At 45.2% G+C, this 17,415-nt stretch carries 20 protein-coding genes; 3 read left to right on the plus strand and 17 right to left on the minus strand.

From position 1 onward, the window contains the following. The first annotated feature begins 153 nt into the window (after positions 1-153). Positions 154-1,722: a hydroxylamine reductase gene (hcp, locus tag DW159_RS11285; protein WP_334294122.1), complete on the plus strand. Its 1,569-nt coding sequence runs from the start codon at positions 154-156 to the stop codon at positions 1,720-1,722. Here hcp and DW159_RS11290 read toward each other — a convergent pair. The 7 genes from DW159_RS11290 to DW159_RS11320 all read right to left on the minus strand — a co-directional run bounded on the left by DW159_RS11290 (position 1,679) and on the right by DW159_RS11320 (position 7,263). Continuing rightward, positions 1,679-2,653 (minus strand): Sir2 silent information regulator family NAD-dependent deacetylase, encoded by a 975-nt coding sequence (locus tag DW159_RS11290; RefSeq protein ID WP_117550838.1) that lies wholly within the window; start codon positions 2,651-2,653, stop codon positions 1,679-1,681. The two genes, hcp and DW159_RS11290, sit on opposite strands and share 44 nt — an antisense overlap. Continuing rightward, a complete protein-coding gene (locus DW159_RS11295) occupies positions 2,650-3,438 on the minus strand; it encodes a protein-ADP-ribose hydrolase (protein ID WP_117550840.1) in 789 nt (262 codons plus the stop codon). The genes DW159_RS11290 and DW159_RS11295 overlap by 4 nt, the downstream gene beginning before the upstream one ends. A gap of 75 nt (positions 3,439-3,513) precedes the next feature. Next, the gene (locus tag DW159_RS11300; RefSeq protein WP_117550842.1) at positions 3,514-4,311 is read right to left on the minus strand and encodes an ABC transporter ATP-binding protein; all 798 of its coding nucleotides are present in this window, start codon (positions 4,309-4,311) and stop codon (positions 3,514-3,516) included. A gap of 16 nt (positions 4,312-4,327) precedes the next feature. After that, a complete protein-coding gene (locus DW159_RS11305; protein WP_117550844.1) occupies positions 4,328-5,866 on the minus strand; it encodes an ABC transporter permease/substrate-binding protein in 1,539 nt (512 codons plus the stop codon). A 42-nt stretch (positions 5,867-5,908) separates the two neighbouring features. Continuing rightward, entirely contained in the window at positions 5,909-6,505 is a 597-nt protein-coding gene (locus tag DW159_RS11310; protein WP_117550845.1) for a 4Fe-4S binding protein, read from the minus strand. A gap of 199 nt (positions 6,506-6,704) precedes the next feature. Continuing rightward, a complete protein-coding gene (locus DW159_RS11315) occupies positions 6,705-7,007 on the minus strand; it encodes a type II toxin-antitoxin system RelE/ParE family toxin (RefSeq protein ID WP_117550848.1) in 303 nt (100 codons plus the stop codon). Beyond that, positions 7,000-7,263: a type II toxin-antitoxin system prevent-host-death family antitoxin gene (locus tag DW159_RS11320; RefSeq protein WP_022059559.1), complete on the minus strand. Its 264-nt coding sequence runs from the start codon at positions 7,261-7,263 to the stop codon at positions 7,000-7,002. The genes DW159_RS11315 and DW159_RS11320 overlap by 8 nt, the downstream gene beginning before the upstream one ends. A 213-nt stretch (positions 7,264-7,476) precedes the next feature. Here DW159_RS11320 and DW159_RS11325 point away from each other — a divergent pair, with 213 nt between their 5' ends. After that, positions 7,477-7,806 carry a winged helix-turn-helix transcriptional regulator gene (locus DW159_RS11325; protein WP_117550850.1) on the plus strand — a complete coding sequence of 110 codons (330 nt, stop codon included), beginning with the start codon at positions 7,477-7,479 and terminating at the stop codon, positions 7,804-7,806. Positions 7,807-7,871: 65 nt separating this feature from the next. Here the strand turns inward: DW159_RS11325 and DW159_RS11330 are convergent, their stop codons facing one another. From DW159_RS11330 to DW159_RS11340, 3 genes are all read right to left on the minus strand, one after another. Then, positions 7,872-8,360 carry a hypothetical protein gene (locus DW159_RS11330; RefSeq protein WP_117550852.1) on the minus strand — a complete coding sequence of 163 codons (489 nt, stop codon included), beginning with the start codon at positions 8,358-8,360 and terminating at the stop codon, positions 7,872-7,874. 15 nt (positions 8,361-8,375) lie between these two features. Then, positions 8,376-10,082 (minus strand): sensor histidine kinase, encoded by a 1,707-nt coding sequence (locus DW159_RS11335; protein WP_158547606.1) that lies wholly within the window; start codon positions 10,080-10,082, stop codon positions 8,376-8,378. A gap of 102 nt (positions 10,083-10,184) precedes the next feature. Beyond that, complete coding sequence (locus DW159_RS11340) at positions 10,185-10,862, minus strand: response regulator transcription factor (protein ID WP_117550856.1); 678 nt, start codon at positions 10,860-10,862, stop codon at positions 10,185-10,187. A gap of 263 nt (positions 10,863-11,125) precedes the next feature. Between DW159_RS11340 and DW159_RS11345 the strand changes: the two genes are divergently transcribed. Next, a complete protein-coding gene (locus DW159_RS11345; RefSeq protein ID WP_117550858.1) occupies positions 11,126-11,407 on the plus strand; it encodes a hypothetical protein in 282 nt (93 codons plus the stop codon). Positions 11,408-11,459: 52 nt separating this feature from the next. On the opposite strand, the gene DW159_RS11350 is transcribed toward DW159_RS11345, so the two are convergent. The 7 genes from DW159_RS11350 to DW159_RS11370 all read right to left on the minus strand — a co-directional run bounded on the left by DW159_RS11350 (position 11,460) and on the right by DW159_RS11370 (position 17,398). Beyond that, positions 11,460-12,476 (minus strand): SGNH/GDSL hydrolase family protein, encoded by a 1,017-nt coding sequence (locus DW159_RS11350; RefSeq protein WP_117550860.1) that lies wholly within the window; start codon positions 12,474-12,476, stop codon positions 11,460-11,462. 13 nt (positions 12,477-12,489) lie between these two features. After that, entirely contained in the window at positions 12,490-14,079 is a 1,590-nt protein-coding gene (locus tag DW159_RS11355) for an MBOAT family O-acyltransferase (RefSeq protein WP_117550862.1), read from the minus strand. Between the two features lie 69 nt (positions 14,080-14,148). Next, the gene (locus DW159_RS11360) at positions 14,149-14,376 is read right to left on the minus strand and encodes an acyl carrier protein (RefSeq protein ID WP_015533721.1); all 228 of its coding nucleotides are present in this window, start codon (positions 14,374-14,376) and stop codon (positions 14,149-14,151) included. Between the two features lie 224 nt (positions 14,377-14,600). Beyond that, positions 14,601-16,193, minus strand: a complete 1,593-nt coding sequence (locus DW159_RS11365) for an AMP-binding protein (RefSeq protein ID WP_117550864.1) — start codon at positions 16,191-16,193, stop codon at positions 14,601-14,603. A 396-nt stretch (positions 16,194-16,589) separates the two neighbouring features. Then, positions 16,590-16,754: a hypothetical protein gene (locus tag DW159_RS13650; protein ID WP_158547607.1), complete on the minus strand. Its 165-nt coding sequence runs from the start codon at positions 16,752-16,754 to the stop codon at positions 16,590-16,592. Positions 16,755-16,820: 66 nt separating this feature from the next. After that, on the minus strand, positions 16,821-16,946 hold the full coding sequence (locus tag DW159_RS14050; RefSeq protein WP_255415656.1) for a hypothetical protein: 126 nt from the start codon (positions 16,944-16,946) through the stop codon (positions 16,821-16,823). A gap of 182 nt (positions 16,947-17,128) precedes the next feature. After that, the gene (locus tag DW159_RS11370; protein WP_015533718.1) at positions 17,129-17,398 is read right to left on the minus strand and encodes a hypothetical protein; all 270 of its coding nucleotides are present in this window, start codon (positions 17,396-17,398) and stop codon (positions 17,129-17,131) included. Positions 17,399-17,415: the final 17 nt, after the last annotated feature.

Genomic DNA, 17,415 nt, shown 5'->3' on the forward strand with positions numbered 1-17,415 from the left:
TCAAATGTCACATGGAGAGCCGCCTTTTCCTTGTATAAAACTTCTGCTATCTGCCCATACTCTATTTAGAAGAAAATACACAAACTGCCAGGCAGTCACCAGTTATTTTCAGATAGATTCATAATTTCAGGAGGTATACAGTACATGTCAAATATGTTTTGTTTTCAGTGTCAGCAGACAGCGGGAGGTTCCGCCTGTGTCAATACCGGAGTGTGCGGCAAGCAGCCATCCACCTCTAATCTACAGGACGAGCTTGTGTGTGAGCTTATAAGACTTGCAGAGCTCTCAAAAAATGAGAATAAACACAACGCAGCCGCCGACAGGCTTATAATAGACGGTCTTTTCACAACATTGACAAATGTCAACTTTGACGACAGTGCAATAAAAAATTTTATAGGAAGGGTCAGGAACGAGCAGAACAAGATCAGCAGATCCGAGGCAGAAAAAATACAGGTGATCGACCTCTGGGAGGGCGACACTGATATAGTATCCCTGCGTTCCACCCTGCTGTTTGGACTCAAGGGTATGGCGGCATACGCCCATCACGCCATGAATCTCGGCTACACAGATAATGAGGTTTTGAAGTGGTTCTACAAGGGACTATGCGAGGTTAACAGGGAGCACAACGTCACCGAATGGATAGAACTCATCATGGAATTTGGACAGGTGAATTTCAAATGCATGGAGCTGCTGGACAAAGCCAACACTGAATCATTTGGCAATCCTGTGCCTACGAGAGTAAATGTTGACATCAAAAAAGGGCCATTTATCGTGGTCTCCGGTCACGACCTGAACGACCTGTCACAGCTCCTTGAGCAGACTGAAAAGACAGGGGTAAATGTATATACCCACTGCGAGATGCTGCCTGCGCACGGCTATCCGGAGCTTAACAAATACCATAATCTGGCGGGCAACTTCGGAACTGCCTGGCAGAGCCAGCAGACGGAATTTGAGAATATTCCCGCACCAGTGCTCTTTACTACCAACTGTCTCATGCCGCCAAGACCAAGCTACAAGGACAGGATCTACACCACATCAGTCGTGGGGTATGATGGCATGATTCATATCGCGGGGACAAGGGCAGGCAAGAAAGACTTTACCCCACTGATCAAGCATGCCATAAAGCTCGGTGGCTATGAACACGACAGGAACATGAGCGGCATAAACGGCGGTCATATGCTGACAACCGGATTTGGACACAGCGCGGTTCTGTCACAGGCTGGCAAGATCATAGATGCAATCAAGGCTGGTCATATCAAACACATTTTCCTCGTTGGCGGCTGCGACGGCGCACATCCGGGACGCAATTATTACACCGAATTCGTAAAGCAGACTCCGATGGACACCCTTGTCCTCACCCTCGCCTGCGGCAAGTATCGTTTCAATGATCTCGATCTCGGTGACATCGATGGTATACCAAGAATACTTGACATGGGACAGTGCAATGACTCCTACAGCGCAATCAAAGTCGCCCTGGCTCTGGCTGATGCATTTAATTGCAGCATAAACGATCTCCCACTCACCCTTGTCCTGTCATGGTATGAGCAGAAGGCTGTCTGCATACTTCTCACCCTGCTGTCACTGGGTGTGCGCAACATGTATATCGGACCGACACTTCCGGCATTCATGTCCGAGACCGTGGTGAAATATCTGGTGGAGAATTATAAGCTAAACCCGATCACTGCTCCTGAACAGGATATGGATGCGATACTGAAACGTTGAGTATATCACTTATACTCTCCGCCATATCCGCATTTATCCCTATAGCTCTGTTCCCAAGACTTTCTGGAATCACAGCCTGATCGAGATTTAACCTGACAAGGGTTATGTTATCGTGTTCTCGTGTCAGCTTTTCAAAAGGAAATCGGATTATGGTTGGCGTGTTGAATCCAACCCCCAGTTCAAGAAGTACAAGCTTACTGTCTATAAACTTTGTGACAAACTCACTAAAATTCCGCTCTGCCTCATACCAGGCACTGTCCTGAACAAAATAACCATCCTTGCGGAGGTTCATGTCCATCGAGCCTCCGCAGACAGGGCAGCGTGGAACCATGTATGTTGGGATCTTGCAATCTCTTCTTGCCTGATCCATTTGCATAAACATATCAGTGGCATCGTATGTCTTGTCATGGCAGGCATGCGCGCACTGTATATGAAAGTAATCGCCCTGGGTGCAGAATATCTTTTCCTGCGGCAATCCTGCTTTCACAAACTGACCGTCCGCATTTGTGCTCAACACAAATATATCTTTGCCATAAAGTCCGTCAAGAAGCTTCCTATGAAACGGTGTGACATCCAGTTCTACCCCGCCCAGCACAGCCTGCTTTGACCAATATCCCCAATAGCTTTCTTCATCAGGATAGGGATAAAAGCCTGCACTGTACATATCCTGCATATATGGGCCATTTCCATATTTTCGCTGAAACTCGCCAAAATTCTCCTCAAAGAAATCGCCACCATACCGGGCTCCAGCAGCCGCACTCATACCAGCACCAGCACCTATGAGCACGCAGTCCGCATCGGCTATAGCCTGTGCCGCCTGCTGAATCTGCATTTCATACGGAACGCTCTGATACACGTAATCCCTGGCGGGAGTTCCGCAGAGGAATGACTCAAATGTTATTCTTCTTTTTAACAGGCCTGTATCTCTCATATTTTCACCTTCTTATCCAACAACTTCCTGTATATCCTCTCGTCATCCTCCTTAAACACATTGAACACAACTTTTATCCTGCTGCCTGTCTCCCGCCTATACGCCTTGACAGTATCTACTGCTATCTCGGCAGCTCTCTCATTTGGGAACATAAATACACCAGTGGATATGCAGCAAAATGCTATAGAATCTGCGTCGTTTTCATCAGCAACCTCAAGACAGCTTTTATAGCAGGATGCCAATAATCGTTCATGTTCTGCTGTAAGCCTGCCCTGCACTATCGGTCCAACAGTGTGAATGACATATTTGCACGGAAGATTGTAAGCCGGTGTTATCTTCGCCTGACCAGTCGCCTCCTCGTGCCCCTGTTCACGCATGATCTCGCCGCACCTATTTCTCAGCTGCACCCCCGCAAATGTATGGATACAGTTGTCAATACAGGCGTGACAAGGAATATAGCATCCGGTCATGCCGCTATTTGCTGCATTTACTATGGCTGAAACGGCAAGCCTTGTTATATCTCCTCGCCACACATATGTGCCATCTTGAATCTCCAGAATATCCTCCAGTTTCACTATGCCTTTCTCGGAATTCACCTGCGTCAGATATTCGTCCTGTATCTTCAGAAAATCCGCATCAATAGCTCCCGGCATCCTGACATTCATAAGAGAACGGAGAAGTCTACGCTGATCCTCACTGCCAGATGGAATCTGCACGCCTGCGCAATCGCTGCGTTCTTCCAACAACCTCTTTATCAAATATATTCTTCTCTCACTCTGGTTCATCTAATTCTCCAATCAACTATCACTATTTACCCTGGGGACGGAGGTGCCTGACCCCTCCGTCCCCCTTCGGGGTCACTAATCAAGACCCGCAACAAAACTGTACTGACAATCCCTGATCTGACCATCCGGCAGATTGCACTGGTGTCTCTGCCTGTAGACTAGCTGCGCCACAAAGTCTGTTACGGGATTTTTCAATATCTCTTCCGGCGTATCATACTGTTCAACATTGCCTTTATTCATAACAAGCACCTTTGTTCCAAGCAGGAGCGCCTCCGATATATCATGCGTCACGAACATGATAGTTATCTTCGTCTCCTCATGTATTCTCTTGATCTCCTGCTGAAGCTGAGCTCTCGTTATCTCGTCAACTGCGCCAAATGGTTCATCCATCAGCAATATCTCCGGCGATGCCGCAAGTGCTCTGGCGATTCCGACTCTCTGCTGCTGTCCGCCGGACAGTTCGCCCGGATATCTGCTCTTTATCTCCTCATCAAGCCCCACTATCTTCATCCATTTTGTTACGGCTGCCCTCGTCTTTGCCCTGTTATTTTTATTTAGAAGATTCGGCACATAGGATATATTCTCCTCCACTGTCATGTGGGGGAAAAGCACGCTTCCCTGTATAGAATAACCAATACTTCTGCGGAGCTCAATAAGATCTTTGTCCCTGATATTCTCGCCGCCGATCAATATATCTCCGTCTGTGGCGTCGATAAGACCATTTATCATCTTAAGCGCTGTCGTCTTGCCACAGCCTGACGAACCCACTATGGTTACGAATTCTCCCTGCTCAACTGTGAGGTTGAGATTTTCTATGACCGTCTTATCTCCATACGACTTTTTTACATTTCTAAATTCAATAGCAGTATTCATTATTGGTACCTCCAACCTATTTTAAAAGTCCCTTACCGGACAAAAACTCCTCCGCAACATCTCTAGGCTCTCTGCCTTCAGTCTCAACATCATAATTCATCTGTGCCATGTCGCTGTCGGTTATTGTTCCTGACAGCTCATCCAGCACATCCTTTATCTCCGGATGGCTTTCAACGACCTCGTTTCTGACAACATTTCCGCACATGTATGACGGGTAGAAATTCTTGTCATCCGCCAGCACCGTCACATCTGATGCCGCAAGCTGTCCATCTGTTGTAAATATATTCATAACGTCAATCTTGCCCTGATTAATTGCCTGATATTTGAGGCCAATGTCCATGTCCATCGTCTTCTTAAAATTGAATCCATATTCGCCGCAGAGTGCATCATATCCATCCTCACGCTCGAAGAAATCATATTCAGCGCCGAAGATAAGCTTGTCTGATACCGCTCTCAGATCCGAATACGTCCTGATGTTATATTTGTCAGCAATCTCCTTGCGCACCACCAGACCATAGGTGTTGTTGAATCCGTACATGCCCACCCAGCTCATTCCAAGTGAATCTTCGTACTCACTCTCAAGCTCCGTGAACATATCCTCAGTGTACAGTCCATCCTTTTTCAGAACCATATTCCATGCAGTACCCGTGTACTCAGGGTAAATGTCAAATTCACCGCTCTCCATGGCGGGCTGGATATTTGAAGTTCCGCCACCCACGCCCTGGGTTATCTCCACATCAAGATCCGTATCCTGTTCGATCAGAATATCAAGCATCTCGCCGAGTATGTACTGCTCCGTCATCGGCTTTGTGGCGATACGTATGGTTTCCTTTTTATCCTTTGGTACCACCTGAATCAGAACAAGTATCATAACAAGCGCCACGCATACTGCTGCCATTATCCTGTTTGTCTTCTTTGCTTTAACACTTCTCTTTGAAAGACGCCTCTCCACAAATCCCAGAGCAAAGTCAAATGCCAGTGCAAGCAGCGCAATGAGCAAACTTCCTACCATCGTCATGGCTATGTTATTTGTCGTGATTCCTCTGTATATCGCCACGCCAAGTCCACCGGCGCCGATGAATGATGCTATACCGGCAAGCGCTATCGTCATTGTCACCATGTTTCTGATTCCGGAAATTATAACCGGCATTGCAAGCGGAAGCTTGACTTTGAATAATATCTGCGTTCTTGTGCTTCCCATGCCCTTCGCCGCCTCGAGAATGTTCTCATCTACATTTGTCAGACCTGTGTTGGTATTTCTGACCATCGGCAGCAATGCATATACGGTCAGCGCAATGACCGCCGTCGCATTTCCCACACCTGAAAACGGTATGAGGAATCCCAGCATGGAGATCGATGGAATCGTGTACAGGAAGTTTATCACTCCGAGCGTCGGCTTTGACGCCTTCTGATATTCACTTATCAGTATTCCAGCACCCCCGCCAATTACTATAGCTATTACTATTGCCAACAACGATATTTCTATATGCTCCACAAGAAGATCCAGGAAAAATCCTTTCTTCTCAAGCAGCAATGTCCACATTTCTTTTAACATATTATATCCCCCTTAAACTTTATCCTGTGGATTCGGTTTCTATCACAATTTCCTCACCGCATTTACCGGGCACTCCTCAAAGCACAATCCGCAGTGCAGACAGTGGGTCTGGTTTATCACAAAATCCTTAATGCACTTCTGCGGGCAGATCCGCTCACATTTCCCGCACTGGATACATTTGTCGGTTATCTCGTATCCCTTGAAAGTCTTTTCACTTTTCCCCAGCGCAAATGTCTCTCTGACTATCGGTTTCCTGCCAAGATCAAAGAATTCCACCGCCCCATTGTCAATATAGAACGGCTCAAGCACATATCTGCTGTCATCCGGGTATACACTGTTCATGGATGGATTCTCCGCAAATATCCTGTCGATCCACAGTTTCTGATCATCCAGTCTGCGCGCCTTTCCGTTCAGCCTTATCATCTGATATTCTCTGTTCATGCCCGTCACCGCAACATTTCCATCACGCATGAGCTGCGCGTAAAAATCCTTGCCCCTTGCCGTGCAGAAATAAACTTTCTCACCTTCCACCAGCATTATGTCTATTATCCTTATCTGCGGCATGCCCTTGTCATCCACCGTGGCAAATGCCACATCCTTTATCTCCCTGAGTATCTGCAGGCATCTCTCTGTGTTCATCGCCGTACCTCCTCGTCTTTTTCTTATCTCTTGAGCACTATTCTATAAGAGGTTTTCTATTAAAAAAAGTACGCACAATATTGTGGTGTAGTTACCTGAAGGTTACTATTGTGGGAAATCAACGATAAATAAAAAATTATTACATAAAAATAACCATACCTCATATGAAGTATGGTCATCTAATAAACCGTTATATTACTCAGATATTTCTTCCCTGGTACTGAACGGTTACTATATATACTCTATTTTGTTCCTTATCAATCTTGAATATTACGATGTAGTTATCTACTATCAGTTGCTTATATCCTTTTCCAGCAAATTGCCCAACCAAACGATCCTGATGTGATTCAGGCAATTGTTCAAGTGATTTTATCGCATCCCATATCCTATCCGTTTGTCCCTTTGCATTCTCCGGGGACATCTTCTCAAGCGCTATATACGCATATATGTCATCGATATCACGAAAGGATCTAGGATATAAGATTACGCTATATTTATCCATAATATTTTTTGTTCAACCTTTCTATAGCACTGTCTACCGATATCAGTTCAGCCCCATTCTCTACTTCTTTTTCAGCTTCATAGATTGCCTGATCGATCCTGTTGATCTGTGCAAATTTTTCGTACAGCTCTGCACTCATTACAACTAAATCACTATATCCGTTTTTTGTAATAAAAATAGGCTCCTGTTTCTTATGAGCTAATTCTGAAATCTCACTTGTATTTCGCAAATCTCTAATTGGCATAATAGTTGGCATGATCAACACCTCTCTTTCTTGTGTCATTATTGTAGCATAATTATGTCACGCTGTAAATGTATAATCTTATGTCAACTGTCACCCCAATATGCGCATTCATATTACAAAGCTGGTGTATTTATAGTATGTATGGTATAATCCGCCTATAAGTAACCAAAAGAAACTATTGGATTTTATAACACTATTAAATATTTTTATTAAGAGGTAATTATTATGAGCGACAAATTAAAAGAATTGCCGGCATGCCCGGTTGAGACGACATTAAGTCTTATCGGCGACAAATGGAAGGTTCTGATCCTGAGAGATCTGATAACCGGCACAAAGAGATTTGGAGAACTGAAAAAATCCATCGGAACTGTTTCACAGAAGGTTCTCACCGCACAGCTCCGTGACATGGAGGAAAACGGACTCGTCCACAGAGAGGTGTATGCGGAGGTTCCGCCCAGAGTGGAATACTCACTGACTGAACTCGGTCAGAGTCTCCAGCCTGTGCTTGATGCAATGAGAAATTGGGGCGAGGATTACAAAAGCAAGAATGCCTGAAACAACATTGTTATATACAAAGCAAGGGCTGACTACTCTGTTTAGAGCAGTCAGCCCAATTATTGTCAGCCGACAATTTTGTCTAATTCCCGTTTAACCTTCTCAAGCTCTGCATTATAGTCTGCCAGATGTCTCTTCTCCTGCTTTATCCTATAAACATAATTGCTGGTATCCTGGGAAGTTCCTTTCTCCTCCTGGCGGCAATGAACGTACATAGGAATCTCTTTTGCGGCACGTCTTATCACATATGCTATGAACGAAACCACCACAGCCCCAGCAAAGACAAACAAATACGTCTGTGCAACGAACCTGTACGCTATAAGCGCCGCATTTGCCGCTATATAAGCAAATATCCCCACAACAACCAGAAGCAGTATCATGGTGATCTTGAAATTTTTCAGCAGCTCCGAGTATTTTAACTCACAGGCAGCTATCTTTTTCTCGGACTCAGAGATCAAATTCTCTGTATCCCGGATTTTAGCCATGAGCTGCTCCATGCGATACTCATCACCTATTTCTTCATTTAACTTTTCCTGTGATACCGATAAATGCATAAATCCCACTCCTTCTTATTTGAATATCAATCTCACTTCCACTCCCCCATCGACATTCTTCATCTCACAGTCAAATCCATGTCTGTCCATGATGGTCTTGACGATCGAAAGTCCAAGTCCGGTGCCCTTATGTCCGTGACGGCTATTGTCCCCCTTGACAAATGGCTTCCATACATTTGTCAGTGTGTCCTTATCAATCGGTTCGCAGGAATTGACAAATGACACTTCTTTATCCGATAGCTTCACATCGATGTGTCCGCCATCAGCCACATACTTGACAGCGTTATCCATGATGTTGACAACAGCCTGATACATCAGAGCTTCATCCGCAGAGACCGTGCATGCCCCCGATATATCGATCTGCACGTTTTTCTCCGATATTTTCTCATTATATATCTGTGCCACAGTGTCAACTATGCCTGCCAGATCCACTTCTGTCTTTTTGAGCTTTGTATCCACGTCCTCTGCCTTAGCCATATCCAGTATAGTCGCAACCTGCGTATTCATCTGTCTGACCTCATCCAGTATGCCGTCCATATAATACTGGTTCTTCTCAGGATTTGTGCCAGCCTTGAGATTTTCAGCGTAAAGTGAGATGACCGCCAGTGGACTCTTCAGATCGTGCGCCATAGCATTTGATGTGGTACGCCTGTACTGCTCCATGTCATAGACAGATTTGTATGATCTGTACAATACATAGGCTATTGCAAGTGAGACAAGCGTGCTCAGCAGTGCTATTCCTATCCACGTGGCAATTATCACTTTTCCAAATGAAGACTTTACGAGGTCGGTGTGATAATCCATCACCAGATAATAACTATTTCCAATCGCTACCACATCGGTGTTGTGCTTTCCCTGATCACAATTCCTGCTGACTCTTGATGAACTTCCAACACCGGAGTCCCCCAGATCTGCCACAAGAGTCTCTATATTTCCTTCATAATCCATATTACGGGAAGCCGCTCCCGAACCGATAAGACTGCTATTATAAAAATGGTATCCTTTGCTTGTGTCAAGCTTCACATAACCATCGGGGATCTCTGTTACTGTGACACTCTTCTCATCAGATTCGCCATAGTCCATTTGAGCCTCATGAGTTCCTATGACCTTAACGTCATCACCGTAGTCATAGTAACTATATTTACTTATCCAGAAACTGGTTCCCTTTACATATATCTCTTCTATCCTGGATAAAGCAGGCAAACCATCGGCACTTCCGTATCTTGGAGCCTCCGCCATCATCTTCTGATAATCCTCATATGTACATGACAATCTAAACTTTTTATTGTTATCATCTGTGACAACAAAAAACATACGGTAGTCATGCCCGGCAACCAATGTCAAAGTGCCATCTGAGTCCTTATAGTACAGACTTGCAGCAGCACCGCCATCCACTGCAATCGCACTTAGCATTTCGCACGTATATTCAACATCACTGGTGAATTTGTTATCCGCAGTCTCAAAATCATAATTGATCCCATCCGCATAGGCTCCTGCCAGTGCATCTTGATATTCTGTAACTGCTTCATTTACATTTGCCCTGATTCGTTCCTCAGCACTCGCTACACCGTTGTCTACACTAGTATTATATATAGATACCAACAGATAGGTCACGATCCCTCCCAGCAATGCTGCCACCAATATAAACGGCACAAATATTCTCAGAAAAAATGAACCGAATCTTTGTTTTTTCCCATATAACATATTTTTATTTTTCTTCATATTATAAAACATCCTTTCCCTTTTAATAACCTCCGAGTCATGGGGTCTGTGTACTGACACATCCATTAATTATATCTACACTTTGCACCGTTTCGCACAGTCTCAATCCATCCTGTATCCCTTTGCAAATACTGTCTTGATCTTTTTACCCGACTCTCCAAGTGCCTGTCGAAGCTTCTTGATATGATTGTCCACTACCCTGTCGCTGCCCTCATAATCATAGCCCCACAGTCTGACCAGAAGATCATCCCTTGTGATAAGCATCCCTCTGTGTTCCATAAAATACTTCAGCATGGCATATTCCTTCGGTGCAAGCCTTACCTCGTTCCCGGCAACAAATACCTGAAGCTTGTCCGGATAGATCACGATGTCATACGCCTCTATGCTACTCTTCTTCTCCCACAGCCCCTTGCTTCTTCTGAGGAATGACATGATCTTTGCAGAAAGCTCCGCCATGGAAAACGGCTTCACCACATAGTCATCACAGCCTATGTCATAGCCATACAGTCTGTCCTCCCTGCCCCTTGCAGTCAGGAAAATGACAGGCACATAACTCTTTGCCCTGATGGCCCTGCATATCTCAAATCCATCTGCCCCCGGAAGCATAACGTCCAGCAGCACCAGATCGTATTCGTTCTCATACACAAGCTCCAGTGCCTTGTCTCCATCATCAGCCCAGGTAAAACAGGTCTCATATTCTGCTTCCCCGCCGTTCATATAGTCCATTATTCCCTCTGCTATCTTCTGCTCGTCCTCGACTAGCAATATGCTATGCTTCATATTTCCTCCCCGTGGCAGCTTTGATTCTGTATACCTTACAGCGCCGTGCCACTCTATGTAAATCATCGATATCTAAGATTCTGAACACAGTATACTTCAAACTTATATCCTTTTTGTATCCTTTTGCATGTTTTTTATAAACAGATTGACCTTTAATGAAAGAGAGGAGCCTATGTCTATGAGGATAAGAAAATTATTGCCAGCATTTATAATGTCTGCAGCACTGACTTTGACGATCCCTGTCTCTGTCTATGCCGCAGAGGATGATAACCGAGACCCGCAAATACGGGAAAAAGGTCACCGCGACAATGCGTGTCAATGTGACAGCCATCACATTGAAGAGCGGCATAAAGAAAACAGTCACGATAACTGTCAAAAAGCCAGTTGTCAAAACCAGAAAGATTACTAAGGTTCCATCGAAGATCAGCCTTAAGCGCGGCAAGAGCTATCTGCTGAAACCGGTTCTCACACCTTCAAACAGCACTGAGAAAAAGACATATACTTCCGGCAATATATCTGCCAGATGCAAAGTTACAGTAAAATAAAAAATAAAGTGGACGGGGGATTCTATCCTCCGTCCACTTATATATTTTATATCTAGTTGTTGGATACAGTTTCCTCGGATTGCTGTGCCTCCAGCGACACAGTCTCACCGGACATATACTTCACATAATCCAGATAGTCATTATTCCAGTCCGCATACTTTTCTGAATGTCTCTTATCCTTAAAAGAATAATTCTCTGAAATATATTTTCCAAGATAGGCGCTTACCTTCTCTGCGCCCTTGCAGTTGAGATGTCTTCCGCCATCCCTCGTGTCAGTGCTCCAGTCGATTGCATAATCACCCTTGAGCGTATTCATATCGACAAAATCAATATTCTTGGCCTTAGCATACTTAACCATGGCATTGTGTCTTGCATAATTCCATGACTTCGCCGTCGGAGTCTCCATGAACATGATCTTGATTCCATTCTTCTCACACTTGTCTATCAGCTTATCGAGTAGTATCTTTGATACCTCCGGTATGTCCTCAACAGCCTTGGTTTCCACCATCTTGCTCTGGCCTGAAAACGGCTTGACCTCCATGCTGAGATACTGTCCTCTTGAGGCTGATCTGTATGTGTAGTCCCTGGCACCGAACATGTCCGAAACACTCATGCTCTTCCACCTGTTGTGGTACTGTGCAAGAGGCAGATACTTATATGCCAGATTCTTCAGATTGTTCTCCACCTTTTTCAATGTCGTCTTGCCTGTCCAGAGCATATTCACATCGAACACCACCAGCTTTGGCTTCTGACATGTGAGCACTTCATCCAGAAGATTGGATGCCCCGGTCACATTCTGGAACCCCTCAGCCGCCACATATGTTGGAATTCCATATTTGTTCCATATATACATCGGAGAACATGCGCTGTAGGCATTGCTGTCTCCAAGCACCAGTACGTCTATCGAATTCTTCGGTTCTCCATAAAAGCCCCTTGCATTCGAGTTGGTTATTCCGCTTCCCGGATCGCTCCGCTTCGGAGTAAACGCAGCTCCCAGCACTCCCATGATCATCACGGCCACCAGGGCAAATGCTATGGATTTTATTATATTACGTCCACTTTTCTTCATAGATAAATCACCTCTAAAACTGTGCATATATAAATCCAGCCACCTCATAGCCCTTGCCATATGCTCCGAGTATGATCACTCCAAACAGCAGCACATAGTAAACTGCCCATCTGAGGGCTATATTCTTCGTGGCAAGCTCTGCTCTTATCTGATGTCCCTTCTCCTTGCAAAGTCCAACCAGGAACAGAATGAGCGCGCCCACTGCCAGCACTGCAAAATCTGCCATGTCAAGCTTCATTCCAAGCAAAGTTCCATTTGTCAGATCCGCAAATGTAAATCCCCTGAACATAGACGCAAACATATGTCCAAATGCTGTCAGATCATCAGCTCTGAACATGAGCATTCCCACATTCACAAAAATGAAGGTCCTGACAACCTGAAGCAGCCTATATACCTTTCCCTGGCGGTCAACATTCATTTTCCCATACAGCTTCTTGAAAAGCGGCTCCATGAGAAGTCCGATTACCATGATAGCCCAGTAATAAAGACCATACATGACGTACTTCCAGCTTGCGCCGTGCCAAATACCCGTTCCAAACCACACTATGAACATCGCTATAGACATAGGAACAAATGTCGCAAAGAAAGTATTCATATGTTCCCTGGTCTTCTTACTCAACTTCACAAATGGCTTGGACAGTGAAACTGAATAGAACACATAGTCCTTGAACCATGCACCGAGAGTCATATGCCACCTTCTCCAGAACTCACTGACCGTCTTTGACATAAACGGCTGATTGAAGTTCTCTGAGAGTCCTATTCCGAACATCTGGGCACTTCCCCTTACTATATCCATACAGCCTGAGAATTCCGCATAGAGCTGTAATGTGTAGAGCAGCATTCCCACTACTACCGGAAGTCCTGTATATCTTGCGTAATTGTCAAATATCTGGTTCACATACATATTTGCGCGATCTGCAATAACTATCTTCTTGAAGAAGCCCCACAGTATAAGCTGGAGTCCCATGGTCATGTTCTCATAACTGAACCTGTGCCCCTCATACATCTGCTCTCCAACAAGATCGAACCTGGCTATAGGTCCCTCAACAATGTGCGGGAAAAATGCAAGGAAAAGTGCAACCTTGCCAAACTTGTCCGATGCCCTGTATTTGCCTCTGTACACGTCCACTATGTAACTCACCGCAGACAGTGTGTAGAACGAGATTCCAAGCGGCATCATCCTCTGATACATCGGATTCTCTACATTTATGTGTATGAGTCCAAGCACATCTGTAAATACCTGTCCAAGGAATACCGAATATTTCAGGAATACCAGGATTCCTACATTCACAAGCACCACGCATACGCACACGCACTTTTTCTGCCATCCGATAAGTGCCTTGTACTCTTTTTTGTTTTCCTTTGGCAGAGCTTTCCTTGCCATGCTGCAGCCATCATCTATCTTGTTTATCAGCAGGCCGCCCACATATATGGTCAGCGACCCGAACAGGATAAATATGATATATCTGCCTGAATTGATAAAATAAAACAGATAGCTGAATGCCAGCAGCACCTTCCATCTGTGCTTCAGCGGCACTATATTGTACACTATAAACGCTCCGAGCAATATAAATACCAGATACGATATCGACGTATATGACATATTTCTCACTCCTCCAGTATTTTTTGACGGCAGTCAGTCCCCGCCATCTTCCAATATCTATATCTGCTCTTACTCGTCTTCAAGTCTCTGGATCATATCGTATATGGTCTGGACTGTCTTGAAGTTTTCCGGTGTGATATCAACAGGAGAAATGTCTACGTCAAACTCATCGCTGAGCTGAAGCACCAGCGTAACCATCGTGATGGAATCCAGCACGCCATGTCCTATAAGATCTGTCTCGTTCTCATAATCAACTCCAGGTTTTACCTCATTCAAAATCTTTAATAATTCTTCCATAATCCCATATCTCCTTATAATAAAAATTTTCTACATATTATAATTTTCACGGCAATACCAGCGCAGCACATAAAGTGAATTATATCTATATAAGCTTGATAATACCACATGAAGGACATTTGAGGTCGCCGGCACTCAACGCGCTTGCAAGTGCTAGTGCCGCTGCAGACCGAAATGAGCGAGAGCGTTCCGAATGTGGTATATCACGCTTATGTAGATATTCGCTATTTTCCCTGCGCGTATTCCGCCTTCAGCCTCTTCCTGTCTATCTTGCCATTTGCATTGTGGGGCATGCTTGTCACCCTGACAAAACGGTTCGGCTCCATGTAATGTGGAACCCTCTCCTGGAACGCCTTAAGCAGCTCCGTCTCGTCCTTCTTCCTGCCCTCGTAGATGAACACGATCTTGTCCGCCGCATCATCGTATATGCAGGCATAGCTTCTGATTCCGTCTATGGCTCCCGCTGCCGCCTCGATCTCGCCGAGCTCTATGCGGTAACCCATGTGTTTTATCTGATAGTCCTTACGGCACACATAGACCAGCTCGCCGTATCTGTTGTACTTCACCAGATCACCGGTCTTGTAGACCAGCTCTGGATAGTACGGATTCAGCGGATTCTGGACAAATGCCTCTCTCGTCTTCTCCGCATTTCCGAAGTAGCCCAGCGCCACAAATGAACCCCTGGCATAGAGCTCACCCTCACGGCTGAAGCCCGTCTCAGGATCAATCTCCGGTGACACCTCCCTACCGTTCTCATCAAGAACAAACACATCACAGTTGTTGCACGCATGTCCCATCGGTAGCGGCTCGTCATCGGCAAATACTCTGTCCACCACGTAATACGTACATATGTCGGTCGTCTCTGTTGGGCCGAACAGATTTGCATACATGGCATCCGGAAGATTCTGTATCCAGTAATTCAGCGGCTTTGTCGGCATCACCTCTCCGGCAAACAGCACCTTCTTCAGCTCGGGAAGCTGGGCGTACTGGAACAGCTTGTAATTTGCAACGATCTGCAGTGCCGATGGCACCCAGTATATCGTGTTGATCCTGTATGTATTCATGAACTCCATCAGCTTCATAGGGAAGGTGAAATACGCCTTCGGTATGATGTACAGCGTGGCACCATTTTTAAGAGTGCTGTAGAGATCTGACACCGACATGCTGAAGTAGAACGGTGTCTGGCTTCCGAATATCGTACTCTCGTCTATACCAAATGCCTCCGTGTACCAGTAGGTGTAGGATATTACATTCCTGTGTGATACCACAGCGCCCTTTGGAACTCCGGTCGAGCCCGATGTGAAAAGCGCATACACGGGATCCGTGTCTATCGCCCTGCTTCTGACCGCATCCAACACCGACTGATCTGCACTTGTGTCCAGCTCGTCAAGATTTAATATCCTGAATACCTCTTTGTTCTCGCCTTCCTGTCCATGACATCCATCTTCATCCACGCCATTTCTGGAAAGCTCCAGTGCCTTCTCCATATGCCCGATGTCAGTCACGACTGCAACCGGATTCAGCGTTCCGAGTATCGACTCGGCTCTGGACGCCGGCATCTCCGCATCCAGTACCACATAGAAATTGCCACTGTATACAACTCCCATATAGGCAGCCACACTCCCAGGCTTTTTGTCCAACAGCACGGCAACAGGCTTATTCCTCACGCCATCTGTCTTCTCATATATCCATGCACCGATCTGTCTGGAAAGCCTCTCCATCTGACCATATGTGAGTCCGCCTTCCTCATCTGCAACTGCCAGCTTGTCTGGATATTTTAAAGCCGAATTCTCTATAAATTCCAATATATTTTTCAATATTTACCACCTCGTTTAACCACCTTTTTCTTCTTCCAAAATCGAATAGATTATATGCCAAGCCTTTCTGCCAGTTCAACTTAATATACATTCAACAGACTTAATTATATGTAAGAGTTATTACAATATGGTTACACTTCCTCAATCCATCAGCGTAATCCGCACTGCAGCTTCTCACTACACCTGCTGATTATAGCCGCCATCCCTTTAAGTTTCAATGAGGCGAATCTTTAAGATATCTTTAAGTAAAACAAAAAACAGCGTCAGACATGTCCATCCACGGACATATCTGTCGCTGACAAATGTATAAATATTTGTTTTCCCGGCACGGCTTACACGCCATACCTGATCCATAGCCTCTTGACAAATCCCACAGATTTTCTCGCATTGTATAGCTTATCGGCAAATATATACAGGGTTCTGAGCTCTGCCTGCAACACGTGCATCAAACTCCAGATTCTCCTGTCTGTCCCAGCCCTCATATTTCTTTCTGAACTGTCTGTATACCTTCTGATCCATAAGCTGGCTTACCGCACTTATGTCCTCCCGCCGCACCAGCATATGCGCCTCATCCGTTCCGGCACATACCGCACGATCATAAAGTCCTGCTCCATCTTCTCTATTCTTCTACCTTCTTTCCCTTCTCCTTATATTAATATAAAGATTAAGTATTGCGACAAGAGCTATAAGTTCCAGTATAACTCCTGCCACAAGGCATATATTCATATATTTCATTTCAAACAATCCAAACATTAATTCTCTCCCATACGCAGTTGCCTGCAAACCAAACATCGGCAAAATTCACACAACCATTCTTTTCGTTATAACAACATATTATCCTAAAGTATATGGCAAAAAGTAATTCCAGACGCACAAAAACCGCCAATATCGCTTATGATATGGCGGTTTTGTCGATATTCTTATTATTTTCACTCTTATTCCAGCTCCTCCAGAGCATCCAGATAACTCTCCATCCACTGCACCTGCTTTGCGCTTTTCGCATCTTCTTCATCCGGTTCGTCCGGATCATCCGGCCACTCATCGCCCTCGTCAAGCTCCTGCATGGTCAGCCAGTTGTCAGCCACCTCAAGCTGAAGCATCCTTCCATCGTCACACTCCAGACTCACCAGCACCATAAGCGGCTCCCCCGGAAGCCTCTCCTCACAGCCGAAGTCGGCCTCATCTATTCTCTTTATTGTCCACATATTATCACCTCATGTTC

The sequence above is a fragment of the Coprococcus sp. AM14-16 genome (genome assembly GCF_003434675.1).
GTDB classification, from domain to species: Bacteria; Bacillota; Clostridia; order Lachnospirales; family Lachnospiraceae; genus Coprococcus; species Coprococcus aceti.